This is a genomic window from Nocardioides sp. SLBN-35, from assembly GCF_006715725.1.
Taxonomy (GTDB): domain Bacteria; phylum Actinomycetota; class Actinomycetes; order Propionibacteriales; family Nocardioidaceae; genus Nocardioides.
This window is the reverse complement of sequence record NZ_VFNU01000001.1, coordinates 1,050,912-1,075,951: the sequence shown is the minus strand read 5'-3', so window position 1 is coordinate 1,075,951 and position 25,040 is coordinate 1,050,912. Positions and strand designations below refer to the sequence as shown.

Annotated in this window: 21 protein-coding genes; 12 read left to right on the top strand and 9 right to left on the bottom strand. The window is 73.1% G+C overall.

Translation table 11 applies throughout. The annotated features are described in order from the left end of the window. Positions 1–20 precede the first annotated feature (20 nt). Positions 21–443: a DUF3151 domain-containing protein gene (locus FBY23_RS05250; RefSeq protein WP_141797185.1), complete on the bottom strand. Its 423-nt coding sequence runs from the start codon at positions 441–443 to the stop codon at positions 21–23. Positions 444–502: 59 nt separating this feature from the next. Between FBY23_RS05250 and FBY23_RS05245 the strand changes: the two genes are divergently transcribed. Next, positions 503–1,984, top strand: coding sequence for a DHA2 family efflux MFS transporter permease subunit (locus FBY23_RS05245; RefSeq protein WP_141797184.1), 1,482 nt, complete (start codon positions 503–505; stop codon positions 1,982–1,984). A gap of 106 nt (positions 1,985–2,090) precedes the next feature. Here FBY23_RS05245 and ilvA read toward each other — a convergent pair whose 3' ends face one another. Both ilvA and fbaA read right to left on the bottom strand, forming a co-directional pair. After that, positions 2,091–3,413 (bottom strand): threonine ammonia-lyase IlvA, encoded by a 1,323-nt coding sequence (gene ilvA / locus FBY23_RS05240; protein WP_141797183.1) that lies wholly within the window; start codon positions 3,411–3,413, stop codon positions 2,091–2,093. A gap of 7 nt (positions 3,414–3,420) precedes the next feature. Further along, positions 3,421–4,452 carry a class II fructose-bisphosphate aldolase gene (gene fbaA / locus FBY23_RS05235; protein WP_141797182.1) on the bottom strand — a complete coding sequence of 344 codons (1,032 nt, stop codon included), beginning with the start codon at positions 4,450–4,452 and terminating at the stop codon, positions 3,421–3,423. A gap of 113 nt (positions 4,453–4,565) precedes the next feature. Between fbaA and FBY23_RS05230 the strand changes: the two genes are divergently transcribed. Together FBY23_RS05230 and FBY23_RS05225 are read left to right on the top strand one after the other, a co-directional pair. Beyond that, positions 4,566–5,156, top strand: coding sequence for a hypothetical protein (locus FBY23_RS05230; RefSeq protein WP_141797181.1), 591 nt, complete (start codon positions 4,566–4,568; stop codon positions 5,154–5,156). Then, the gene (locus tag FBY23_RS05225; RefSeq protein ID WP_141797180.1) at positions 5,153–5,650 is read left to right on the top strand and encodes a SigE family RNA polymerase sigma factor; all 498 of its coding nucleotides are present in this window, start codon (positions 5,153–5,155) and stop codon (positions 5,648–5,650) included. Before FBY23_RS05230 ends, FBY23_RS05225 begins: the two co-directional genes overlap by 4 nt. On the opposite strand, the gene FBY23_RS05220 is transcribed toward FBY23_RS05225, so the two are convergent. After that, positions 5,647–6,294, bottom strand: a complete 648-nt coding sequence (locus tag FBY23_RS05220; protein WP_141800869.1) for a TrmH family RNA methyltransferase — start codon at positions 6,292–6,294, stop codon at positions 5,647–5,649. The two genes, FBY23_RS05225 and FBY23_RS05220, sit on opposite strands and share 4 nt — an antisense overlap. Before the next feature lie 97 nt (positions 6,295–6,391). Here FBY23_RS05220 and FBY23_RS05215 point away from each other — a divergent pair, with 97 nt between their 5' ends. The 7 genes from FBY23_RS05215 to FBY23_RS05185 all read left to right on the top strand — a co-directional run bounded on the left by FBY23_RS05215 (position 6,392) and on the right by FBY23_RS05185 (position 15,095). Next, on the top strand, positions 6,392–7,141 hold the full coding sequence (locus FBY23_RS05215) for a DedA family protein (protein ID WP_260805764.1): 750 nt from the start codon (positions 6,392–6,394) through the stop codon (positions 7,139–7,141). A 71-nt stretch (positions 7,142–7,212) separates the two neighbouring features. Then, positions 7,213–7,638, top strand: coding sequence for a VOC family protein (locus tag FBY23_RS05210; RefSeq protein WP_141797179.1), 426 nt, complete (start codon positions 7,213–7,215; stop codon positions 7,636–7,638). A 354-nt stretch (positions 7,639–7,992) separates the two neighbouring features. Then, positions 7,993–9,288 carry an SWIM zinc finger domain-containing protein gene (locus FBY23_RS05205; RefSeq protein ID WP_141797178.1) on the top strand — a complete coding sequence of 432 codons (1,296 nt, stop codon included), beginning with the start codon at positions 7,993–7,995 and terminating at the stop codon, positions 9,286–9,288. Next, entirely contained in the window at positions 9,285–10,580 is a 1,296-nt protein-coding gene (locus tag FBY23_RS05200; protein WP_141797177.1) for a DUF5691 domain-containing protein, read from the top strand. The genes FBY23_RS05205 and FBY23_RS05200 overlap by 4 nt, the downstream gene beginning before the upstream one ends. Next, positions 10,577–11,686, top strand: a complete 1,110-nt coding sequence (locus FBY23_RS05195; RefSeq protein WP_141797176.1) for an AAA family ATPase — start codon at positions 10,577–10,579, stop codon at positions 11,684–11,686. Before FBY23_RS05200 ends, FBY23_RS05195 begins: the two co-directional genes overlap by 4 nt. 35 nt (positions 11,687–11,721) lie before the next feature. After that, complete coding sequence (locus tag FBY23_RS05190; protein ID WP_141797175.1) at positions 11,722–13,896, top strand: DUF5682 family protein; 2,175 nt, start codon at positions 11,722–11,724, stop codon at positions 13,894–13,896. Then, on the top strand, positions 13,893–15,095 hold the full coding sequence (locus FBY23_RS05185; protein ID WP_141797174.1) for a VWA domain-containing protein: 1,203 nt from the start codon (positions 13,893–13,895) through the stop codon (positions 15,093–15,095). The genes FBY23_RS05190 and FBY23_RS05185 overlap by 4 nt, the downstream gene beginning before the upstream one ends. Before the next feature lie 3 nt (positions 15,096–15,098). On the opposite strand, the gene pyrE is transcribed toward FBY23_RS05185, so the two are convergent. Further along, positions 15,099–15,644, bottom strand: a complete 546-nt coding sequence (gene pyrE / locus FBY23_RS05180) for an orotate phosphoribosyltransferase (RefSeq protein WP_222117729.1) — start codon at positions 15,642–15,644, stop codon at positions 15,099–15,101. A 187-nt stretch (positions 15,645–15,831) separates the two neighbouring features. On the opposite strand from pyrE, the gene FBY23_RS05175 reads away from it, so the two are divergent. Beyond that, the gene (locus FBY23_RS05175; protein WP_141797173.1) at positions 15,832–17,004 is read left to right on the top strand and encodes a pyridoxal phosphate-dependent aminotransferase; all 1,173 of its coding nucleotides are present in this window, start codon (positions 15,832–15,834) and stop codon (positions 17,002–17,004) included. 3 nt (positions 17,005–17,007) lie between these two features. Here FBY23_RS05175 and FBY23_RS05170 read toward each other — a convergent pair whose 3' ends face one another. Both FBY23_RS05170 and clpB read right to left on the bottom strand, forming a co-directional pair. Then, positions 17,008–18,066, bottom strand: coding sequence for a hypothetical protein (locus FBY23_RS05170; RefSeq protein WP_141797172.1), 1,059 nt, complete (start codon positions 18,064–18,066; stop codon positions 17,008–17,010). A gap of 127 nt (positions 18,067–18,193) precedes the next feature. Next, the gene (clpB, locus tag FBY23_RS05165; protein ID WP_141797171.1) at positions 18,194–20,785 is read right to left on the bottom strand and encodes an ATP-dependent chaperone ClpB; all 2,592 of its coding nucleotides are present in this window, start codon (positions 20,783–20,785) and stop codon (positions 18,194–18,196) included. Positions 20,786–21,235: 450 nt separating this feature from the next. Here clpB and FBY23_RS05160 point away from each other — a divergent pair, with 450 nt between their 5' ends. Beyond that, positions 21,236–22,723: a helix-turn-helix transcriptional regulator gene (locus tag FBY23_RS05160; protein WP_141797170.1), complete on the top strand. Its 1,488-nt coding sequence runs from the start codon at positions 21,236–21,238 to the stop codon at positions 22,721–22,723. A gap of 17 nt (positions 22,724–22,740) precedes the next feature. On the opposite strand, the gene FBY23_RS05155 is transcribed toward FBY23_RS05160, so the two are convergent. Then, positions 22,741–23,658 carry an Abi-alpha family protein gene (locus FBY23_RS05155; protein ID WP_222117728.1) on the bottom strand — a complete coding sequence of 306 codons (918 nt, stop codon included), beginning with the start codon at positions 23,656–23,658 and terminating at the stop codon, positions 22,741–22,743. Between the two features lie 25 nt (positions 23,659–23,683). Then, positions 23,684–25,018 carry a hypothetical protein gene (locus FBY23_RS05150; protein ID WP_260805763.1) on the bottom strand — a complete coding sequence of 445 codons (1,335 nt, stop codon included), beginning with the start codon at positions 25,016–25,018 and terminating at the stop codon, positions 23,684–23,686. Between the last annotated feature and the right edge of the window lie 22 nt (positions 25,019–25,040).

Sequence of the window (25,040 nt, the reverse complement as noted above, 5' to 3'; positions counted from 1 at the left end):
CCGGCTGGGCTCAGGTCGGCTCAGCCCAGCAGCTCGTCGTACGCCGTCGGGCTGGAGTCGCGCAGGAACGCGGAGCAGCGCTCCCACTCGTCGGTCTCACCGATCGCGCGGGCGGCGAGGGCGAGGAGCCCGAGCGCGCGCAGGAAGCCGCGGTTCGGCTCGTGCTCCCACGGCACCGGCCCGTTGCCCTTCCAGCCGTTGCGGCGCAGCAGGTCGAGCGAGCGGTGGTAGCCGACGCGGGAGTAGGCGTAGACCGTCACGTCGTCGGCCCCGCCGTCGCGGGCCTGCTCGGCCAGGGTCGCCCAGGCGAGGGGCGACGACGGCAGGCGGCGTACGACGTCCGCGGGGGCCTTGCCCTCCGCGAGGAGCGCCTCGGCGGGGTCGACGGGCAGGTGGGTGGGCGGGGGGCCGGCCATCAGGTCGGCGCCGGGCGTGATGCTCATGGGCCCCATTCTGGCGCGGGCGGGAAGCAGTGTCGGCGTCCGGGTGTTGACTTGTCTTCGTGACCCAGAGTGCATCCACCTCCCCCGCGGCGAGCGCGCCCGCGGCGGCCGAGAGCAACCCGTGGCCGGCCCTGTGGGCCCTGGTCATCGGGTTCTTCATGATCCTGGTCGACCTGACGATCGTCACGGTCGCGACGCCGACGATCATCGAGGACCTCGACGCATCGGTCAACGACGTCGTGTGGGTCACCAGCGCCTACATGCTGGCGTACGCCGTCCCGGTGCTGATCACGGGACGCCTCGGTGACCGCTTCGGTTCGAAGTACCTCTACCTCGCCGGCCTCACGGTGTTCACGCTCGCCTCCCTGTGGTGCGGCCTGACCACGACGGTCGAGGCGCTGATCCTGGCCCGCGTCGTGCAGGGCTTCGGCGCCTCGATGATGACGCCGCAGACGATGGCGATCATCACCCGCATCTTCCCGCCGGCCAAGCGGGGCAGCGCGATGGCGGTCTGGGGGGCCACTGCCGGCGTGGCGATGGTGGTCGGCCCGATCCTGGGTGGCGTGCTCACCGACGGCCTGGGCTGGGAGTGGATCTTCTTCGTCAACATCCCGGTCGGCCTGGTCGCCTTCGTCATGGCCTGGCGCCTGGTCCCCGCCCTGCCCACCCACGCTCACAAGTTCGATTGGCTCGGCGTCGCCCTGTCGGGCGCGGCCATGTTCCTGCTCTGCTTCGGCATCCAGGAGGGCCACCAGATGGACTGGGCCGGCTGGATCATCGCCATGATCGCCGGTGGCCTCGCCCTGTTCGTCGCGTTCGTGCTGTGGCAGTGGTTCAACCGTGCTGAGCCGCTGGTGCCGCTCAGCCTGTTCAAGGACCGCAACTTCTCGGTGTCCAACGTCGCGATCATGTGCATGGGCTCGATCGGCGCGTCGTTCGGCTTCCCGCTGATGCTCTACGCCCAGGCCGTCCGCGGCAACTCCCCCACCCAGGCGGCGCTGCTGATGCTGCCGATGGCCGTGATGTCGATCTTCCTGGCCCAGCCCGTTGGCAAGCTCACCGACCGGATGCACCCTCGCCAGGTCCTCGGCTTCGGCTTCGCGGTCAGCCTGGTCGGCTTCCTGCTGCTGATGTGGCGCCTGGAGCCGGGCATCTCCGTGTGGGAGATCGCCGTGCCCATGGGCGTCATCGGCATCGGGAACGCCTTCATCTGGGCCCCCACCGCCGCCACTGCCAACCGCAACCTTCCGATCCAGCTGGCCGGCGCGGGCGCGGGCGTCTACAACGCCACCCGCCAGGTCGGCTCGGTGCTCGGCGCGGCCGCGATCGCCGTCCTCATGGACAGCCGCCTCGCCCACTACCTCCCCGGCGCCGCCGCCCACGGCGACGCCGGCGCCGCCCGGATCCCCGACCCGCACGTGGCCGAGCTGTTCAGCAAGGCGATGCAGCAGTCGCTGTGGCTGCCCGCGGTGATGTACGCCGTCGGCCTGGTCGCGGTGATGTTCTACGAGAAGCCGCGGCACGAGGGGTTCGGGCACTGAGCTCGGATTTCAGGCGGCCGCCAGTTTCACCGGCCGGCCGGTGAAACTGGCGCTGGGACGAGGAAGCTTCCTCGTCCCAGCGCCAGTTTTGTCGTCCAGGCTCCCGTCAGGAGAGCACGAACCCGAACAGCGGGCTGTCCGGCGGCACCTTCTCGACCCGCAGCCGCGACTCCTCCATCCTGGCCAGCAGCCCGGGGAGGTCGGCGGGCGACTGCATCTCGATGCCGACCAGGGCGGGCCCGGTCTCGCGGTTGTTGCGCTTGGTGTACTCGAAGAGCGTGATGTCGTCGTCGGGCCCCAGCACGTCGTCGAGGAAGCGCCGCAGGGCACCCGGCTCCTGCGGGAACTCGATGAGGAAGTAGTGCTTGAGGCCCTCGTGGACCAGGGCCCGCTCGACGATGTCGGCGTAGCGGGAGACGTCGTTGTTGCCGCCGGAGACGACCACGACGACCCGGCTGCCGGGGGCGAGCGCCTCCAAGCCCTCCCGGCCGGGAAGGCGGAGCGCCGCGGGCGCCAACGCGCCGGCGGGCTCGGCGATGATGCCGTCGACCTGGTAGAGGTCGAGCATCTCGACGCAGATCAGGCCCTCGGGCACGGCGACCGCGGACAGGTCGACCGAGGCGCGGGCGGAGGCGACGGCGCGGTAGGTGAGGTCACCGACGCGGCGTACGGCGGCACCGTCGACGAACGGGTCGACGGAGCCGAGCTCGACCGGGCCACCGGCGGCCAGGGCCGCGGCGAGGGAGGCGGCACCGGCGGGCTCGGCGGCGAGGACGCGTACGCCGGGCAGCCGCTCGGCGAGGACGGTGAGGGAGCCGGCGATCAGGCCGGCGCCGCCGACCGGGAGCACGAGCGCGTCGGGCTGCCAGCCGAGCGCGGCGGACTGGGCGAGGATCTCGGCGGCGACCGTGCCCTGGCCGGCGATGATCCCGGGGTGGTCGAAGGCGGGGACGACGCTCGCGCCCGAGGCGGCGGCGAAGTCGGCGGCGGCGACGGCCGCGTCGTCGTACTGGTCGCCGGCGATGACGACCTCGACCTGGTCACCGCCGAGGGCGGCGACCCGGTCGCGCTTCTGCCGTGGGGTGGTGCGGGGCAGGAAGATCGTGGCGTGCACGCCGGCCCGGGCGCAAGCGAACGCGACGCCCTGGGCGTGGTTGCCGGCGCTCGCGCAGGTCACGCCCCGGGCCCGCTCCTCCTCGGAGAGCCCGGCGAGCACGGTGTAGGCGCCGCGGGCCTTGTAGGAGCGGACCGGGGTGAGGTCCTCGCGCTTGAGCCAGACGTCGTACCCGGTCAGTGCGGAGAGCCGGTCGGCCCGCTGCAGCGGGGTCGGCGGGATGACCGCGTCGAGCAGGCCGGCCGCCCGGTCGACGTCCGCCGCGGTGGGGAGCCCGGGGTCTCGTGACGGTCGCTGCGCGACCTCCTCGACCACCGGTGCCTCAGCCGACGGACTTGCCGGCCGAGCGCAGGTTCTCGGTGGCCTCGACGATGCGGGCGGCCATGCCGGCCTCGGCGGCCTTGCCCCAGGCACGCGGGTCGTAGGCCTTCTTGTCGCCGACCTCGCCGTCGACCTTCAGGACACCGTCGTAGTTGCGGAACATGTGGTCCGCGGCGGGCCGGGTGAAGGCGTACTGCGTGTCGGTGTCGATGTTCATCTTCACCACGCCGTAGTCGACCGCGGCGGCGATCTCCGCAGGCGTGGAGCCGGAGCCGCCGTGGAAGACGAGGTCGAAGGGCCGGGCACCGTCGGCGAGGCCGAGCTCGGCGACGACCGCGGCCTGCGCGTCGCGCAGGATCTCGGGACGCAGCTTGACGTTGCCGGGCTTGTAGACGCCGTGCACGTTGCCGAAGGTCAGGGCCGTCATGTAGCGGCCCTTCTCGCCGATCCCGAGCGCCCGCACGGTGGCGAGGGCGTCCTCGGGGGTGGTGTAGAGCTTCTCGTCGATCGCACCGACGACGCCGTCCTCCTCACCACCGACGACGCCGACCTCGATCTCGAGGATCACGTTGGCCGCGGCGGCCTTCGCGAGCAGCTCCTCGGCGATCTGCAGGTTCTCGTCGAGCGGTACGGCGGACCCGTCCCACATGTGCGACTGGAACAGCGGCGCCTCGCCCCGGGCGACGCGCTCGGCCGAGATCGCGAGCAGCGGCCGGACGAAGCCGTCGAGCTTGTCCTTGGGGCAGTGGTCGGTGTGCAGCGCGATGTTGACCGGGTAGTTCTTGGCGACCTCGGCGGCGTACGCGGCGAAGGCGACCGACCCGGTGACCATGTCCTTGACGGACGGGCCGGAGAGGTACTCCGCGCCGCCGGTCGAGACCTGCAGGATGCCGTCGGAGCCGGCGTCGGCGAAGCCCTTGAGCGCCGCGTTGAGGGTCTGCGACGACGTGACGTTGATGGCCGGGAAGGCGAACGAGCCGGCCTTCGCGGCGTCGAGCATCTCGGCGTACTTCTCAGGGGTGGCGATGGGCATGCGATTGGCTCCTGCGCAGGGTGCGGTGACGTCCACCTCAACCTACCGTGACAACCGATCGCTGTCGGCGTGCGTATCCCTGCTTGAGTGAACCCCCCACCCCTGGAGGACCGATGCAGGACATCACCGACCGGCTCGGCGCCGAGCTGCGCACGCCCCCGCCACCGACCTTCGACGTCGCGGCGACGGTGGGCGCCGGACGGCGCGCCGTACGACGCCGGCGACTCGCGCGCGGCTCGGCTGCGCTTGCGCTGGCCCTGGTGATCGGCGGTGCCGGAGTGGCGGTGACGTCGCGGTTCGGGGGCACGCAGGTGGACGGGTCGGTCCAGGTGGCGGCTGGCGTCTCCGCCGAGGGGCTGGCCTCGACCGCGGGGCTCAACGACGACTTCCCGGCCGGCTACGACCCACAGGACGAGCACGACCTCCTGGTCCGCAACGGTTGGGAGGTGGTCGACCGGATCGACGGCCCGGTCGACGGGATGTTCGCGGGAGGCAGCGAACCGATCGCCGACTCCGTGGCGCTCGCGCTCCGCAAGGGCGGCGACATCACGTTCGTCCTGCTCTTCCGCTACTCCGCCCGCGGGGACGATCCCCGGGACCAGAGCGGTGGCGGCAACACCGAGACATCGGCCGACTCCGGCTACCACAACCTGTCCAGCTGGGTCGCCTACAAGCTGGCCGGGTTCACCGAGGCCGCGCAGTGAGGCGCGCCGAGCGCGAGGCGGCGTACGTCGAGTTCGCCACCGCCCGCCGCGACCAGCTGCGCCGGATCGCCTACGGCATGTGCGGCGACTGGCACCGTGCCGACGACCTGGTGCAGACCGCGCTGGTGCGCCTGTACGTCGCCTGGCCGCGGGTCGCGCGCCACGGGACCGAGGACGCCTACGTCCGCAGGATCCTGCTCAACGCGGCGATCGACGAGTCGCGGCGCTCCGTACGCCGCGAGGTGCCGACCGACACGCTGCCGGACATCGCGGCCTCACCAGGCATCGGCGTGGAGGAGCGCGACTCGCTCGTCGCCGCGCTCCAGACCCTGCCCGCCCAGCAACGGGCGGCGGTCCTGCTGCGGCACTGGCTGGGGCTGCCGGTCGCCGAGGTCGCCGCCGAGCTCGGCATCTCCGAGGGGACGGTCAAGAGCCACACGTCGCGCGGTCTGCACGCCCTGCGGGGGCGGCTCGAGGAGACCGAGCCCGCCTAGCCCCGCCAGGCCTCGTCGCTGCCGAGGTCGGCGTGCTGGCGCACCCAGGAGTGCATCGCGATCGCGGCGGCGGCCGAGGCGTTGATCGACCGGGTGGAGCCGAACTGGGCGATCGAGAAGGTGCCGTCGCAGGCCTCGCGGGCGCCGTCGGAGAGCCCCGGCCCCTCCTGACCGAAGAGGAAGCAGACCCGTTCGGGGATCTGCATCGTCTCGAGATGGGCGGAGCCGGGGAGGTTGTCGATGCCGAGCAGAGGTACGCCGGTCTCGGCGAGGTGGGCGTGCAGGTCGGCGACGGTCGGGTGGTGGCGCACGTGCTGGTAGCGGTCGGTGACCATGGCGCCGCGGCGGTTCCAGCGTCGGTTGCCGACGATGTGCACCTCGGCGGCGAGGAAGGCGTTGGCGGAGCGGACGATGGTGCCGATGTTGAAGTCGTGCTGCCAGTTCTCGATGGCGACGTGGAAGCCGTGGCGGCGGGTGTCGAGGTCGGCGACGATCGCCTCGACGGACCAGTACCGGTAGCGGTCGACGACATTGCGCCGGTCGCCGTCGCGGAGCAGCCTCTCGTCGTACACCTCGCTCCCGGGGCCCTCCGGCCACGCGCCCGGCCAGGGCCCGACCCCGACCTCGGGCGGCCCGTGGGGCATGGGGTCGTACGGCGCGCGCTCCTCCTCGTCCCTGGGCTCGTCCACGGATCGCACCCTAACGACCACCCCGTTGGGCAACGGCCGGTAGCGTGTCATCGTGAACTCGCTGGTGGCGACCCCGTTCGTCGTACCCATGCTGCTCGGCATCAAGTGGCTCGACCCGGAGTGGCTGCAGCACGAGTACGGCACCACCTTCATCTGGATCGCGATCGCCATCGTCTTCGTCGAGTGCGGCCTGTTCTTCCCGTTCCTGCCCGGCGACACGCTGCTGTTCGCGCTCGGCCTGTTCATCGCAGGGAGCAACAAGACGGGGTACTCCGTCGTCGGGATCTCCAACGAGCCGGTCGAGCTCGTCATCGCCTGTGTCCTGCTCGTGATCGCCGCGTTCGCCGGCAACGTCGCGGGCTACGAGATCGGCCGCAAGCTCGGGCCGCCGCTCTACGAGCGCGACGGCCGGATCCTGAAGAAGAAGTACTTCGACAACACCAGCGCCTTCTTCGACAAGCACGGCAACAAGGCGCTCGTCATCGGCCGGTTCGTGCCGTTCGTGCGCACCTACATCACCGTCGTCGCGGGCGTCACCCAGATGGAGCGGCGCCGCTTCTTCACCTGGAGCGCGATCGGCGCCGTGCTGTGGGTCGTCTCGATCACCCTGCTCGGCTACTTCCTCGGCGCCGCGATCCCGGCGCTCGGAGAGAACATCGACTACGTCACCCTCGCCATCCTCGCCTTCTCCGCCGTCCCGGTCGCCTGGGAGTGGTGGCGCCACAAGCGCCCCGCGGCCAGGCAGCGCAGGGAGATCGCCGCGGGCAGCGCTCCGGAGAGTTCAGTCGCCGAGGAGCGATGAGTTCATCGTGAGGTGACAGTCTTCCCGGCATCGCGTCCACAACGAGTGGACCACAACCCCGGGGAGCAGCCATGGCGATCAACCTCAACCCCTACATCAACTGGCGCGGCCAGGCCCGCGAGGCGATGGAGTTCTACCAGTCGGTTCTCGGCGGCGAGCTCAGCGTGATGACCTTCGCCGACATGGGCGGTACCGCGGCGAGCGTCGCCGAGGCCGAGGGCGAGAGCGACTGGGTCATGCACGCGGCCCTGTCGGTCTCCCCGTCGGTCCTGCTGATGGGCGCCGACCACCCCAAGCACGTGCCCGGCGAGCCGCAGACCCAGCAGGTCAGCATCAGCGGCCCCGCCGAGGACGGCGACACCCTCCGTGCGTGGTGGGCCGGCCTCTCCGACGGCGCCACCATCCACCAGCCGCTCGAGCAGGCGCCCTGGGGCGACAGCTTCGGGATGCTGAAGGACAAGTACGGCGTCGACTGGCTGATCAACATCGCTGCGTGATTTGGCCGTCGCTTCGCTCCGGCATGTCGCGCCGCCTGCCAGCGCCGTTTCTTCCTCCCCCGCTCGCTCGTTCCTCGCTCGCTCCTCCGTCCAGAAACGGCGGGCGGCGCGACGAGACCCAGCCGAATGTCGTGCGCGACCGCACGACATTCGGTTGAGTGCTCTCCGTCGGGCGCGCCGCGTTGCCTGGACGAAGCGGAGCGAGCGCCAGCGAGCGCAGCGGAGGAAGGCAACGCGTCAAAGCGCGCCCGACATGCGAGCGAAGCGAGCCAAACCAACACCGTGAGTCGGCCCCGAGACGCATCAACCCCGAGCCCCCACGGTGTCGGCTCCATCAACCATGATGGCCCCACCATGCCCCGCTGGAACTTCCAGGCCGTCGAGAAGGCCGCGCCGGACGCCTCGTCGCTGACGGCCGCGCGCAAGCTCGCGGTGCCGGGCCCGTGGTCGGAGACCGGCAGCACTGACACCCTCGTGTGGGGCAGGTGCCAGGGCAGCGGGAGGACGCCGTACCAGGTGTCGATCGACCTGGCCGGCCCGGCGTACCGGTGCAGCTGCCCGAGCCGGAAGTTCCCCTGCAAGCACGCGCTGGCGCTGCTGCTCCTGTGGGTCCGCTCGGACGGTGCGGTGGCCGATGCTGCCGAGCCGGCGGGATTCGCGGGCGACTGGGCGGCGACCCGGGCCGAGCGGGCGGCCGGCGCCGCGGCTGCGGAGGCCAGGCGACCCGTCGACCCCGAGGCCCGGGCGAGGCGGATCGCGGAGCGGCGGGCGACGATGTCGGCGGCGCTGGAGGACTTCGCGCAGTGGCTGGCCGACCTGGCCCGCAGCGGTACGGCGACCACCCGGCGCCAGCCGTGGACCTGGTGGGACACGACGGCCGCGCGGCTGGTGGACGGCCAGGTGCCGGGGCTGGCCGAGCGGCTGCGCGACATGGCGGCGGCGGTGGGCAGTCGGGAGGACTGGGCCGAGCACCTGCTGACCGAGGCCGGCCGGTGGTGGCTGGCCGTGCAGGCGTGGCGCCGGTGGGACGACCTGGCACCGGAGACGCAGGGCGACCTGCGCACCTACCTCGGCTGGTCGTGGGGCGCCGACGACCTCGCCGACGCCGAGCCGGCGGCGGGCTGGCAGGTGCTCGGCGCGCACCGCGACGAGACCGGGCGGCTCAAGGAGCAGCGCACCTGGCTGCGCTCGGTCGCGACCGGCGAGCTGGTGCTGGTGCTCGACTTCGCGGGCGGCCCGCAGCCGTTGCCGGTGCCCCAGCTCGACGGCAGCGTCGTCGACGTCCCCCTCGTCCGCTACCCCGGCTCGGCGCCGGCCCGCGCCCGCTTCGCCGCCCCGCCCGCACCCCTCTCGCTCGGCACTCCGCTGCCGAGCGGCGGATCGCTCGCCGACGCCCGGGCTGCGCTCAGCGACCTGTGGCGGCGCAACCCGTGGGCGGTCCGGGTGCCGGCGGTGGTGCGGGGCCGCCTCGTGCCGCCGTACGACGGAGCGCCGGCCACCTTCGTCGACGAGTCCGGTGACACGGTCGACGTGCTCGGCCCGGACCCGTGGGACGCGCTGGCCGCGACGGGCGGCGCGGTGACCGACGTGTTCGGGGAGCTCGAGGAGCGGGGCCTGCGCCCGCTGAGCCTGGTCGGAGTGGACCGGTGAGTGCCCCGGGCTGGTGGCAGCAGACCACGGTGGCCGCGCTGCTCGGCACCGAGCGCCGCGAGCCGCCGCCCCTCCCCCACGGCCTCGGCGTCGCCGCCCGCCCCGACAGCACGCCCGAGACCACGCTGCTCGACGCCGCCGCGCTCGGTGGCGCCCTGCTCCGTGCCCACCTCCCCGACCGACCTGCGGGCGACCTCCCCGAACCGGCCGCCCCCGACGCCACCCCGGTCGCGCCACCGGCCGCCGTCCAGCTGCTCGGCCTGCTCCTCGACCAGCCGCCGGTCGCCGCGCGGCTGCGCCCGCTCGCGCTGGAGCACTGGCTCGGCGTCGCCGCCGATCGCGGCGTCCGGGTCCCGGCCCGCACCCTGCCGCGGCTGCTCGCCCTGGCCACCCAGCAGTCCGACCTGCGCGCCGCCACCCGACCGGTCGTCGGTGAGCGCGGCCGCTGGCTCGCCGGGCTGCGCTCCGACTGGCGTTGGGTCCTCGAGCCGGAGCCCGCGGCCGCCGCACCCACTCCCGTGCCGGCCGACGACCTCGACCGGCTCGAGGCGGCGCTCGACCACCGCTCCGCCAAGGTACGGCGCGAGGCACTCGCGCTGCTCGACGCGGCTCCGGACTCGGCGCGGGCCGCCCGGATGGCCGCGCGCCTGCGCCCCCTTCTGACGCCGACCGGCCGGCTGCGGCGCGGTCTCGAGGTCGCACTGCCGACCGAGCCCGACGCCGCGGGCGTGCGCGACGGGCTGACCACCACCCGCGGCGGCTCGCAGCGCGAGCGGTGGCTGGAGCTGATCAGCGCCGGGGCGCCGCTGTCGGTGTGGACCGACGCGACCGGCAAGGACGCCGCCCACACCTGGCCGCTGATCACCCAGCCCGCCGCGCGGGCCGGCGTGCTGCGGGCGGTCCGGGCCCGGGCCGACCTCACCTGGGCCAGTGCGGCCGTGGCCGACAGCCCCGACCTGCTGGCGTACCTGCCCACCGCCGAGCAGGACGCGGCCGCGCTCCACCTACTGCGGGCCACGAAGGCCGCCGCCGGCGTCGCGTCGGTGGTCCGCCACGTCCCGCCGCCGTGGAGCCCCGGCCTCAGCGCCGCCGTCGTCGACATCCTGCGCCACACCGCCCCGGCCGGCGGCTCGGCCTCCCTCGCGCTGCCGAGCCTCGCGGCCGGCCTGCACCCGTCGGTCCGGCCCGCGGTCTCCGCGTGGGCCCGCGCCGAGCACCGGTGGGGCTCGCTGCCCGCCGACCTCGACCAGTACCTCTCCTTCCTGCCCGCGATCACGGAGGCCTTCCGATGACCCTCACCGAACCCACCGGCACCGACCCGACCGGCGTGCTGCGCCAGCACGCCGAGGACGAGTACGCCCACGAGCTCGCCGCGCTGGCCGCAGCCGACGACCGGCCGCGGCCGCCGCAGTGGCGGCTCTCGCCGTGGGCGGTGACGACGTACCTCCTCGGCGGGCGGCTCGACGACGGCACCGAGATCAGCGCGAAATACGTCGGCGCGCGGCGCCTGATGGAGATCGCCGTCGCCTCCCTGGCGACCGACCGCGCGCTGCTGCTGCTCGGCGTGCCCGGCACCGCCAAGTCGTGGGTCAGCGAGCACCTCGCCGCCGCGATCAGCGGCAGCTCGACGCTGGTCGTGCAGGGCACCGCCGGCACCCCGGAGGAGTCCCTGCGGTTCGGCTGGAACTACGCACGCCTGCTCGCCGAGGGCCCCTCCCGCGAGGCGCTCGTGCCGAGCCCGGTGATGCGGGCGATGGAGGCCGGCGCGCTGGTCCGGGTCGAGGAGCTGACCCGGATCCCGGCCGACGTGCAGGACGCGCTGATCTCGATCCTGTCGGAGAAGACGCTGCCGGTCCCCGAGCTCGACGACGAGGTGCAGGCCCGGCGCGGGTTCAACGTGATCGCCACCGCCAACAACCGCGACAAGGGCGTCAACGAGCTCTCCTCCGCGCTCAAGCGCCGGTTCAACACCCTCGTGCTGCCACTGCCCGACAGCCTCGGCGAGGAGGTCGAGATCGTCCGCACCCGGGTGGCCTCGATCGGCCGCGGCCTGGAGCTGCCCGACGAGCTCGCGGCGACCCCGGAGATCGAGCGCGTGGTGACCATCTTCCGCGAGCTGCGCGGCGGGATGACGCTCAACCAGCGCACCACCGTGAAGTCCCCGTCGAGCACGCTGTCCACCGCCGAGGCGATCTCGGTGATGACCAACGGCGTCGCGCTCGCCGCCCACTTCGGCGACAGCGTGGTCCGCGCCGACGACCTGGCCGCCAGCATCACCGGCGCGGTGGTCAAGGACCCGGTGCAGGACTCGATCGTGTGGCAGGAGTACCTCGAGACCGTCGTCAAGGACCGCCCCGAGTGGGCCGACCTCTACCGCGCCTGTCGGGAGCTGACCTGACTCCCCGGGGCGACAGCAGGGTCGAGGTCCTCGGCGTGCGCCACCACGGCCCGGGCTCGGCGCGCTCGGTCGCCGGCGCGCTCGAGGAGCTCGCCGCGGACGCCGTCGTGATCGAGGGCCCGCCGGAGCTCGACGCCCTGGTCCCGTACGTCGGCGCCGGGCTCGTGCCGCCCGTGGCCGGCCTGGCCTACGCGAGCGCCGAGCCGTGGCGGGCCGCGTTCTACCCGATGGCGGCCTTCTCGCCGGAGTGGGTGGCGCTGACGTGGGCGGTCGAGCGCGGCGTACCCGTCCGGTTCGCCGACCTGCCCGCCGCGCACTCCCTCGCTCCGAGCGACGAGGACGAGCCGGCGGCGGAGGGACGCACCGACCCGATCACCCTGCTCGCCACCGCCGCCGGGTACGACGACCCCGAGCGCTGGTGGGAGGACGCCGTCGAGCACCGCGCCGAGTCCTCGCTGGCCCGTTTCGCGCTGCTGCGCGAGGCGATGGCCGAGGCTCGCGCCTCCGGCCCGGTGGGCGAGGACAACCTGCGCCGCGAGGCGGCGATGCGCAGGGTGCTGCGCGCGACGATCAAGGAGGGCCACCAGCGGATCGCGGTGGTGTGCGGCGCCTTCCACGCGCCGGTCCTGGAGCCCGCGACCTTCCCCTCCCAGGCCGCCGACAACAAGCTGCTGGCCGGGTTGTCGAAGGTGAGGGTGACCGCGACCTGGGCGCCGTGGACCGCGGGCCGGCTGGCCTACGCGAGCGGGTACGGCGCCGGGGTCACCTCGCCCGGCTGGTACCAGCACCTGTTCGCCTGCTGGGCCGAGGACCGCCCCGGCGACGTCGTCCCGGGCTGGCTGACCCGCGTGGCGCGGGCGCTGCGCGACGACGGCCTCGACGCGGCCCCCGCGACGGTGGTCGAGGCGGTGCGGATGGCGGAGGCGCTGGCCGCCGTACGCGGTCGCCCGTCGGCCGGTCTCGACGAGCTGATGGACGCCAGCCAGACCGTGCTGTGCGGCGGCTCGGCAGTCCCGCTCGGGCTCGTGCAACGGCGACTGGTGATCGGCGAGGAGCTCGGGCAGGTGCCTGACGCAGTCCCCCTCGTGCCGCTCGCCGAGGACCTCGCCCGCACCCAGCGCCGGCTCCGGCTCAAGCCGTCGCCGACGCCCACGACGGTCACCCTCGACCTGCGCAAGGAGGCCCAGCTCGAGCGCTCCCGGCTGCTGCACCGGCTCGCCCTCCTCGGCATCCCGTGGGGCACCCCCGGCGAGGCCGGCCGCACCACCGGCACCTTCAAGGAGGCCTGGGACCTCGAGTGGCAGCCCGAGTTCGCCGTCTCGCTGGTCGAGGCCGGCCTGCTCGGCACCACCGTCCTCGGCGCCGCGGAGACCCGGGTCCGGGAGGCCGCTGCCGCCGCGACGGACCTGGCCACGCTCGGCCGGCTGGTCGAGTCCGCCCTCGTCGCGGACCTGCCGCGCGCCCTCGCCACCGTGGTCGACGCGCTCGCCGCGGCCACCGCCCACCAGCACGACACCCGCGCCCTGCTCGACGCGGTCGAGCCGCTGGCCCGCACCCAGCGCTACGGCGACGTCCGCCGCGCCGACCTGGGCCGGGTCCGCGAGGTGCTCGACACCGTCGTGGTCCGCGCGGCGGTCGAGCTGCGGGCAGCCTGCACCGGCCTGGACGACGACGCGGCCGACGCGCTGCGCGCCTCGATCGACAGCGCCCAGCGTGGGATCGCGCTGGTCGGCATCGGGGCGGCCCGGTGGCGCGAGGCGCTGGCCGGTGTGGCCGCCGACGACCGGGTCCACGGCTCGGTCGCGGGCCGGGTCAACCGGATCCTGCTCGACGGCGGGCACCTCGCGGCCGACCGCGCCGCCGAGCGGCTCAGCCGCCAGCTCTCCGTCGGCGCCTCCCCGGTCCACGCGGCCGCCTGGCTCGACGGCTTCCTCGAGGGCGAGTCCGTGCTCCTGCTGCACGACCCGACCCTGCTCGCGATGGTGGACGAGTGGGTCGGCCGGGTCGACGAGTCCGTCTTCGACGACCTGCTGCCGCTGCTGCGTCGTACCTTCGCCCGCTTCCCGCCCGCCGAGCGCCGCCAGGTCGCCACCCGGGTCCACAACCTCGACCACGACCACACCGACTCCGTCCCCGACCTCGACCTGGTCGCCGGCCGCGACGCCGCCCGGCGGGTCGCGGCCCTCCTCGGCCTGGAGGTGGCCCGATGACCGAGACGCCAGAGTCCCGCGACCGGCTCACCCGGTGGCGCCTGGTCCTCGGCGGCGGCGAGGCCGACCCCGACGACGTCCATCTCTCGGCCGCGGACCTGGTCCGCGACCGCGCCCTGTCCCAGCTCTACGACGGCGCCGGCTCCGGCTCCGGTCGCCCGGGCGGTCCGCGTCGCGGCGGGCTCGGACGCTCGGCGCCCGGCGTGAACCGGTGGCTCGGCGACATCCGCACCTACTTCCCGTCCTCGGTGGTGCAGGTGATGCAGGCCGACGCGATGGACCGGCTCGGCCTCCACGAGCTGCTGCTCGAGCCCGAGACGATGGCCGCGGTGCAGCCCGACCTCAACCTGGTCACCACCCTGGTCGGCCTCAACCGGGTGATCCCCGAGCACAGCCGCACCACTGCCCGCGCGGTCGTGCGGGCGGTCACCGACCAGCTCGAGGAGCGGCTGCGCAGCAAGACCGTCCAGGCGGTCTCCGGGGCCGTGGACCGGGCCTCCCGCACCCGGCGTCCGCGACACCACGAGATCGACTGGCGCCGCACCATCGCCGCCAATCTCAAGCACTACCTGCCCGAGCACGGCACCGTCGTACCCGAGCGGCTCCACGGCCACGCCCGCCGCAACCGCCAGACCGAGCGCCACATCATCTTGTGCATCGACCAGTCCGGCTCGATGGCGGAGTCGGTCGTCCACTCCAGCGTCTTCGGCGCCGTCCTCGCCTCACTGCGCACCGTGTCGACGCGGCTGGTCGCCTTCGACACCGAGGTCGCCGACCTCACCGACGAGATCGACGACCCGGTCGACGTGCTCTTCGGCGTCCAGCTCGGCGGCGGCACCGACATCAACCGCGCCCTGGCCTACTGCCAGTCACTGATCGAGCGGCCCGAGGAGACCGTGCTGGTACTGATCAGCGACCTCTACGAGGGCGGCATCGCCGAGGAGATGCTGCGCCGCGCCAACGCGATCACGTCCTCGGGCGCGGTCATGGTCGCGCTGCTGGCGCTGAGCGACTCGGGAGCCCCGTCGTACGACGCCACGCATGCCGCCGCGCTGGCCGCGATCGGCGTGCCCGCCTTCGCGTGCACGCCCGACCAGTTCCCCGACCTGATGGCCGCGGCGATCGAGAAGCGGGACCTCGCGCAGTGGGCAGCGGCCAACGACATCGTGGTCGCGAGCGCGGTCCCCGACGACAACTAGCCGTCAGGCGTGGGCTGCGGCGCGAGCCTCGTCGAGCTCGGCCTTGGTCAGCACCGCACGGACCTCGAGCGCGACGTCGGCGAGGGGGTTCTCGCCGGCCGGGCTGCGGTCGATCGCGCACACGACCGTCTCGACGACCGCGCCACCCTCGCGCAGCGCGTTGGTCGCGTCGCGGACCGCACCGCCGGTGGTGATGACGTCTTCGATCAGCACGACCTTGCGGCCGTCGAACGACGGACCCTCGGCGAGCTTGGCGGTGCCGTACTCCTTGGCCTTCTTGCGCACGAAGACCACCGGGATGCCCATCAGCTGGCTGACCGCGGTGGCGATCGGGATGCCGCCCATCTCCAGCGCGCCGAGCAGGTCGATCTCCTCCGGCAGCAGCTGGGCGACCTCGCGCGCGACGCGGGCGAGCAGGATCGGGTCGGCCTCGAAGAGGTACTTGTCGAAGTACTCGTTGCTGACCTGGCCCGACCGGAGCACGAACTCGCCGGTGAGGCGGCAGGTGGCGTCGATGTCGGCGGCGAGGGCGGTGTCCGTGGTCGTCACGCTCGTAGGTTATCTAGGGAACCGCTGATCCATGGCGCCGTCGCGAGCGTCGCGAGGCGCATGCGATGGCCAGGCGCAGGCGCGAAGGCATGCTGGGCGCACGTCGAGCATCTGCAACGCAGCCAGCGTGCGTGCGTCGCGGCGCGTAGCAGGCGGGATGGATCAGCGGTTCCCTATCGTCGTCCCCATGTCTCCTGCTGCCCGACGCGTCGCCGGGATGGGTACGACCATCTTCGCCGAGATGTCCGCGCTCGCCGTCCGGACCGGCGCCGTCAACCTCGGCCAGGGATTCCCCGATACCGACGGCCCGCCGGTCATCCTCGACGCGGCCGTCGCGGCGCTGCGGGGCGGAGCGAACCAGTACGCGCCCGGCCCCGGCGTCCCCGCTCTGCGGCAGGCGATCGCGCGCCACCAGCAGCGCCGCTACGGCATCGAGCTCGACCCGGACCGCGAGGTCGTGGTGACCACCGGCTGCACCGAGGCGATCGCCGGCGCGCTGCTCGGGCTGGTCGACCCGGGCGACGAGGTGGTCGTGCTCGAGCCCTACTACGACTCCTACACGGCGATGATCGACTTCGCCGGCGGCGTACGACGGCCGGTCACCCTGCGCGCACCGGACTTCCGGCTCGACCCGGCCGAGCTCGAGGCGGCGGTCAGCGACCGGACCAAGCTGATCCTGCTCAACACCCCGCACAACCCGACCGGCCGGGTGCTCGACGCCGACGAGCTGGCCGCCGTGGCCCGGGTCGCGACCGCGCACGACGTGCTGGTGGTGACCGACGAGGTCTACGAGCACCTCACCTTCGACGGCCGCCCGCACGTGCCGATCTCGACCCTGCCCGGCATGGCCGAGCGCACGCTCACCCTGTCCAGCGCCGGGAAGTCCTGGTCGGTGACCGGGTGGAAGGTCGGCTGGGCGAGCGGCCCGGCCGAGCTGGTCGCGGCCCTGACCGCGGCCAAGCAGTGGCTGACCTTCACCTCCGGCGCGCCACTGCAGCCGGCCGTGGCGGCCGCCCTGGACGCGGGCGACGACTTCCCCGCCGGCCTCGCCCGCGACCTGCAGTCCCAGCGGGACCAGCTGGTCGCCGGGCTGCGGGCGGCGGGCCTGACGACGTACGTGCCCGAGGGCACCTACTTCGCCACCACCGACGTGAGCGGGCTCGGCTGGGCCAGTGGCGGGGACTTCTGCCGCGCCCTGCCCGAGCGGGCCGGCGTCGTGGCGATCCCCTCGGAGGTCTTCTACGACGACCCGGACGCGCCCGGGAGCGGCCGCCACCTGGTGCGGTGGGCGTTCTGCAAGAGGCCGGAGGTCATCGCCGAGGCGGTACGCCGGCTCGGCGCGGCCGACCTGAGCGCGTGAGGCTCAGCGCCCGACGTACCAGCGACTGACCTCGGGCCGCAGCAGGAGACTGGTCGTCCCGGCGAGCGCCGCGACCAGGATCACGAGCGGCCAGGCGCCGAGCGCGAGGAACAGCGCGAGCGCGGCGCCGGCGGCGGCGCCGATGGCGAGCACGATCCGCGCCCAGTTCTGGCCGACGAATGCGAGCGCGGCGAGCACGATCGCGCCCAGGGCGCAGGCGGTGACGCCCGCCATGAGCACGTAGATGCCGGCGACCAGGTCCTGCTCGGTGACCTGCGAGCTGTCCAGCCAGGACGGCTGGTCCTTCATCACCTCGGCGAACAGCTTCTCGCTGTTGGCCGACACGTAGGCGACCATGCCGGCCACGAGCAGCACGATCGCCACCGCGACCACACAGGTGATCGCGCATGCCGCCACCAGCGCCGGCGGGCGGGCGCCGACCACGGGGCCGGTGGCCGGCGGCGCGACGCCGGTGACCGGGCCGGCCAGGGGTCCAGGCAGGTGGCCCGGCTGGCCGGACTGGCTCGGCTGGCCCGGCTGGCCCGGCTGGTCGAACCGGGACGGCGGCGTGGGTCGCGTCGCGGACCGGATCGCGGCCAACCGGGCGGCCTGGCGCTCCTCGAGGCGTTGCATCCAGGGCCGGCCGGCGTACCAGTCCCGGGTGGGCTGCAGCCACAGCAGGGCGATGCCGGCGAGCACCATCGGCGCCAGGAAGCCCGCGGTGGCGAGGCCGCCGACGAACAGCAGCGGCGCCAGGGCGGTCAGCGCGAGCCGGGCACTCGCCGAGCGCTTGAAGACCTGGACGCCGAGGATGGCCGACGCCGTCGCCGCCCCGGCGCCGACCATGCACAGCACCCGGATGACCGTCGCCAGTCCGTCGGCGTCGAGCCCGAGGTCGGCCGTCATCGGCTCGGTGAGGACCTTCTGCAGCTCCTCCTGCACCGCGAGGGTGTGGAGGGTGGAGATCCGCTGCCACGCGGCGAGGACGACGAACACGGACCCGCCGATGATCAGCGCGCCCGCCAGCGTCGCCTGTCCCGGCCGGGGCTGCTGCTCGCTCATGGGCTCCATTCCACCAGACCACCCCACACGTCACATGGGATGGGCAGTTCATGCACCTGTCAGGCGTTGCAACCCCTGACAAGTGCATGAATCCCCGGCTGACCGGGGATTCATGCACCTGCGCGACTCAGCCGGCGAGCACCAGCCCGTCCTCACCCCGGTCGACCGTGACCGACCCACCGTCGGTGACCTCGCCACCGATGAGCAGCCGGGCGAGCGGGTCGCCGATGGCGGTCTGGATCAGGCGGCGCAGCGGCCGGGCGCCGTACGCCGGGTCGTAGCCGGTCTCGGCCAGCCAGGCGCGTGCCTCGGGCGTGACCGACAGCGTGATCCGGCGGGCGGACAGGCGCGCCTCCAGCGAGCGGAGCAGCAGCTCCACGATCTGTGCCAGGTCCTCGCGGGACAGCGCGTCGAAGGTGACGATCTCGTCGAGCCGGTTGAGGAACTCCGGCTTGAACGAGGCCCGCACCACGGCCATCACCGACTCCTGCCTGGCCTCCGGCGACAGCGAGGGGTCGACCAGGAACTGCGAGCCCAGGTTGGAGGTGAGGATCAGGATCGTGTTGCGGAAGTCGACCGTGCGGCCCTGGCCGTCGGTCAGCCGACCGTCGTCGAGCACCTGCAGCAGGATGTCGAAGACCTCGGGGTGGGCCTTCTCGACCTCGTCGAGCAGGACGACGGAGTACGGACGCCGGCGCACCGCCTCGGTGAGCTGGCCACCCTCGTCGTACCCGACGTAGCCCGGAGGGGCACCGACGAGCCGCGCGACCGAGTGCTTCTCGGCGTACTCGCTCATGTCGATGCGCACGATCGCCCGGTCGTCGTCGAACAGGAAGTCCGCCAGCGACTTGGCCAGCTCGGTCTTGCCGACACCGGTCGGGCCGAGGAACAGGAACGAGCCGGTCGGGCGGTTCGGGTCGGAGATGCCGGCCCGCGCCCGGCGTACGGCGTCGCTGACGGCACGCACCGCGTCGGCCTGGCCGATCAGGCGGGCACCGATGACCTGCTCCATGTCGAGCAGCTTGGCGGTCTCGCCCTGCAGCAGCCGCCCGGTGGGGATGCCGGTCCAGGCCTCGACGACCTCGGCGACCTGGGTCGCCCCGACCTCCTCACCGACGAGCTTCTCGCCCATCGGCTCGGCGTCCTCGGCCGCCTCGACGGCCTTGATCTGCTGCTCCAGCGCGGGGATCTGGCCGTAGAGGATGGCGCTCGCGCCACCGAGGTCGCCCTCGCGCTGCAACCGCTCCGCCTCGACCCGGAGCTGGTCGAGCTGGCGGCGCAGCACGCCCTCGCCCTCGAGCTCGGCCTTCTCCCGCTCCCAGCGTGCCTCGAGCCCGCGCAGCTCCTCCTCCTTGTCGGCGAGGTCGCCACGCAGCGCCTCGAGCCGCTCGACCGAGGCGTCGTCGCTCTCCTTGGCGAGTGCGAACTCCTCCATCTTGAGCCGGTCGACCTGGCGGCGCAGCTGGTCGATCTCCTCCGGGGAGGACTCGATCTCCATCCGCAACCGGGACGCCGCCTCGTCGACGAGGTCGATCGCCTTGTCGGGCAGCTGCCGGCCGGAGATGTAGCGGTCGGACAGGGTCGCGGCCGCCACCAGCGCGGCGTCGGTGATCCGGACGCCGTGGTGGGCCTCGTACTTCTCCTGGATGCCGCGCAGGATCTGGATGGTGTCCTCGACCGAGGGCTCACCGACGAAGACCTGCTGGAACCGGCGCTCCAGCGCGGGGTCCTTCTCGATCGACTCGCGGTACTCGTCGAGGGTGGTCGCGCCGATCATGTGCAGCTCACCGCGCGCGAGCATCGGCTTGAGCATGTTGCCGGCGTCCATCTGGCTGTCGCCGCCGGCGCCCGCGCCGACGACGGTGTGCAGCTCGTCGATGAAGGTGATGACCTGGCCCTCGGACTGCTTGATCTCGTCGAGGACCGCCTTGAGCCGCTCCTCGAACTCGCCGCGGTACTTCGCGCCGGCGACCATGCCCATCAGGTCGAGCGAGAGCACCCGCTTGCCCTTGAGCGAGTCGGGGACGTCGCCGGCGACCACGCGCTGGGCGAGGCCCTCCACGACGGCGGTCTTGCCGACGCCGGGCTCGCCGATGAGCACCGGGTTGTTCTTCGTACGGCGCGACAGCACCTGCACCACGCGTCGGATCTCCTGGTCCCGGCCGATGACCGGGTCCAGCTTGCCCTCCTCGGCGGCGGCAGTGAGGTCGACGGAGTACTTCTCCAGCGCCTCGTACGTCGCCTCGGCGTCCTGCGAGGTCACCCGGCGGTTGCCGCGCACGGCGGTCAGCGACTCGCGCAGGGCGTCAGCACTCAGGCCCGCGTCGCCCAGCACCTGCTGGGCCGAGGATTCGACGGTGGCGAGCGCGATGAGCAGGTGCTCGGTCGCGACGTACTCGTCCTTCATCGACCGTGCAAGGTCCAGCGCGGACGCCAGGACCCGGGTCAGGGCGGCCGACCCGGACGGCTGCTGGACGGTGGCGCCGCTGGCGCGCGGCAGCCCGTCGCGGGCCGCGGAGGCGGCGTGGACCAACCCCGAGACGTCGACGCCGGCCTTGGCGACGAGGTGGGCGGCGGTCCCGTCCTCCTGCAGCAGCAGGGCGACGAGCAGGTGGATCGGCTCGACGGTGGTGTTGCCCGCCGTGGTCGCGGCGAGCTGGGCGGCCTCGATCGCCTCGCGGCTGCGCGTGGTGAACTTGTCGGCCCCGAATTGGCTCATGCAGTGCTCCTCGAGAGTGTCTGGGTTCCATCTTGGCCGGAATGCTCCGACCGGTCATCAGGTCCAACGTCCCGAAAGTTGAGTCTGTTCCGCTCAACTTTGCGCGAACCATGGTGTCCCCGGTCACCTCGTGGGTGGGCGCGGGCGCACGTGGTCGACCCAGTGCGAGCGGGCTGCCGTCGACGGCGCGAGGAGCGGGCCAACGAGGGACGTGGTGGGCGGACAGGTCTCGGGCTCATCCACCCACCACGAGTCACGGCGAGTCGTCGCGGTCGGCCCGGGCCGTCCTCCTGTTCCCCGGAGCAGGAACGCGACCCCACACCGCGCTGGCCTCAGGGCCGACCGCGCCGAGAACAACGTGACACGACCGGTGTCCTCGAAAGCGATTGTTTCGGTCCCGAGTCCGAGTGAAACGCAGCGGGAGGGCGGCGGCGGAGGCACGATACCGAGGTGGCTCGGCACACCGACGAGATCGACGACCCCACCCCGCTGGCCGGGGCGCGGATCGACGTCGCCGCGCGCATCGGCTGGCTGCTGAGGACCAGCCGGGTCTCCGCCGGGGTGCCGCTGCGGGAGTTCGCGGCGCGCAGCGGGGGCGGGCTCTCGCCCGCGACGCTCTCGCGCGTCGAGACCACGGGCCGGCGCAGCGGGTCGGTGGTCGCGGCGTACGAGCGTGCCCTCGGGCTGCCCCACGGCCACCTGCGCGCGCCGGTCGACGTGCTGTGCCGGACCTTCGCCTACGCGCCCGCGGACACCGACCCCTACGTCCCGGAGCCGACCCTGGCCGGGTTCACGACCGCGGTCGACACCGTGCAGTCCACCGACCCGAGTGCGCAGGACTGGCTGCGCTTCGCCGAGTACCACGTGCTCACGTCGTTCGGGATGCCCGCGCACACGATCCGCCCGCTCGTCGTACGCCTGGCCGACGAGGTGGGCCGGGCCGCCGGCACGGCCTACCAGCTGAGGTACGAGGCGCTGAGCAAGCTGCGCTGCAGCCCGTACGCCGACGTGGTCGGCCAGGTGATCCGGGAGGCGGTCGAGCGGCCCGGCATGCAGCGCGCCGCCGACCTGCTCAGCGCGATCACCGAGCTCCCCACCCCTGAGCTGGTCACCTGGTGCGGCGAGCTGCTGTCCGACGAGTCGTGGATCATCGCGCGGGCCGGGTGCCTGGGCATCCAGAACATGCGCAGCGTCGGCGGGCTGCGGCGTACCGACTGGCTCCCGCTGGTGCCGGTGTACGCCGCCGCGTGCGACGCCGCCGTCGGCGACGCGCTGCGCCAGCCGATCCTCAGCGCCACCCTGGCGGGCTGCCCGCCGGAGTTCCGCGCCGAGGTCAGGGCCCGGCTCACCGAGGACCTGGTCGAGCCGCGCCGCGCGGCCGCGTGGACCCGGACGCGGCGCAACCACCACTACTCGTACGCCGCCGCGCTCGCCGCCGAGGTCGCCGACGGCCACGGGGGCGAGGCGATGCTGGCCCGGCTGCTGTTCGAGGTGCTCTACGACTTCCGGGCGACACACGTGACGACCTCGTCGTTCCTCCTGGTCGCCTCGCCCTTCGCCGACCGTGTGCGCGAGCTGATCTGCCGCTCCGCCCTGGACGGACCGGACGAGACCACACGGCACGGCGCGGCCTTCGCGTTCGCCAACCTGATGATCCCGTTCGACTCGGCCGACCCGGCGCCGTGGCTGGCGTCCGACGACCTGGTCCTGCGCGGTGCCGGGCTGAGCATCTGCGGCTTCGCGGGCGTACCGCTCGAGCGCGGGCTGCTCCGCGAGCTGGTGCAGCGCGAGGACCAGGTCGGCTACGAGGCGATGTTCGCGGCCGGGATGTCGCAGCAGCCGGAGCTGGCCGACCTCGCGGCCGACCCCCAGCTCCCCGACGCCGCCCGTGCGGCCGCGGCGTGGTGGCAGAAGGCGGGCGGGCGGATCATCCGCTGACCTGCCGGCCTACCGCGTCACTGTCCGTCGATCTCCGGCGGCGCCTCGTGCTCGGGCAGGTCGGAGCTGGACGCGACGGCCTCGTCGACCAGCGCCAGCTTGCAGAACTCCTCGCCGAACGGGGTGAGGTGGATGCTGCGGCGCACGACCTTGGCGAACTTCACCGAGTGCAGCGCTGCGAGCACGTCGGGCTGCGCCTCGAGCACCTGGTACTCCATGTGGTCGTGCACCGGCTCCCGGGAGAACCAGACCAGGCCCAGCCGGAACAGGTTGTTGAGGTACGACGGCACCTGCTCCAGGTAGCGCAGGCCGGCCCGCGGGCCGACCATGTTGAGGCCAGGCGCGACCAGCTGGCTGCTGACCATGCCGATCGGCCCGCCCGTGCGGACGTCGACCGACGGCTGCGGCCCCTTGCTGAGCAGCATGACCAGGATCCGGGCCTCGTCGGGGGCGAGCTCGTCGAGGATCCGGTCGAACGCCGGGTGCCGGTCGTCGGTGCTCCACACGTCGCGGGAGCGCTCCAGCAGGTCCTTGCCGCGGTCGCGCAGCGACTGGGGCCGCGACGCGACCACCTGGCCGTCGACGACGGGGGACGCGATCACCTCGCGCGGACGGTCGGCGGTGCCACCCAGCGTCTCGCCGGCCCGCATCAGGGCGGTGGCCACGGGCACCCCGCCGGACACCTGCTTGGCGACCTCGCCGAGCGCGCCGACGTACGACCCGACGTCACGGATCAACGACGCCGCCTCGTCCCTGCTGGTGACCGCGCGTCCGACCCGCATCCAGTTGCGGGTGGTGGTGCGCAGGCCCCAGCCGGCGGTGTGCAGCGCTGCCGACCCGGCGACGCGCGCCAGGCCCGGCAGCGACTCGGCCACCGCGGGCCCGGTCAGCGCGGGCAGCCGCGGCAGGCCGTCCTGGTCGAGGTCCTCAGTCATCTCAGCCTTCCGGTGCTCGAGCGGATCACGACGGCGGGAAGCCGGGGATCCAGCCCCAATTGAAGATCCCGAGGTGGATGAACCCGCCGGCGGCACCCATGATCGCGCCGTGGGCGTAGAGCATCCACTCGTCCTCCTTGATCGCCGAGCGCATCATCTCGACGAAGTCCTTGGGCGGGAGCTCCTTGGTGCGCCGGGCGATCAGCACCTGGATCTTCTCCGACTGCTGCCGACTGAAGCCCGGGTCGCGGAACGGCGTGATCGTGCGACCGACCGCCTCCTGGGCGAAGGAGTCCTTGATGCTGTCGTAGCGCCGCCCGCCCATGGCGACGTTGACCGCGCCGCGCAGCGGGCCGGCGGCCTTGTCGATCGCGGGCCGCATGGCGGTGGCGATCATCTGGCGGGTGCGGTCGCCGCGGGGGCCGTCCATCAGGAAGTCGCCGATCCGCTCGAGCGTGATCACGTCGTCGGCGATGATCCGGGCGTAGACCTCGGCGCACTCGTCCTGGCGGCGCAGGAACAGGCCCTGCACCTTGATGCCGAGGATCCGCCTCTCCTCCGGCGGGTCGAAGATCAGCCACATGCCGAGCAGGTTCGTGGTCCAGCCGACGACGATCCCGAGCAGCGGCAGCAGCCACCAGATGTGCCAGGTCTGGTCGATGATCGCGACCGGGATGCCCAGCAGGAAGCCGAAGATGAAGCCGAAGGCGACCATCAGGTTGAGCTCGCGCTGGCCGACGTCCTTGAAGACCTTGACCACCAGCTCGGGGTTCTTCCGGAAGTGGTCGATGACCATGATCTTCGGGTCGAGGAGCTGGTTGATGTGGACGCCGATCTCGTCGGTGATCGTCTTGACGACGCCGGGCAGCTGGGCCTGGACGCGGTCGATGACGGCCTGGCGCACCGGGCGGGGCAGGTCGCGCCACAGCCGCGGGTGCTCGCGCATCATGACGTCGTCGACGAGGTCGGGGAGGTCGGGGCGGAACACCGCGACGATGTGCTCGGCGATCTGGTCGGGCTCGAGCTGGGCGTAGAACTCGGCCGGGGTGCCGAGCTTGGCGATCACCTTGTCGACCGCGATGCTGCCCATCTTGGCGGCGCGGGCGGGGACGATGCCCTGCCAGCCGAAGCCGCCGTCCATCCAGCCGGGGACCTCCTGGAGCTTGCGCGGCAGGACGCCGGCCACCTCCTTGAGCCCGGGGATCCGGAAGCCGTAGAAGTTGATCGGCTTGAACAGCATCCACAGGCCCGACCAGTTGATCAGCCAGCCGATGATGCCCGTGAAGAACGGGATCGACACGAAGGCGAACCAGTCGACGTGGTCGGCCCAGTCCCTGAGCCCGTCCAGCACTGCGTCCACGCGTACCTCTCGTCCTTGTCGG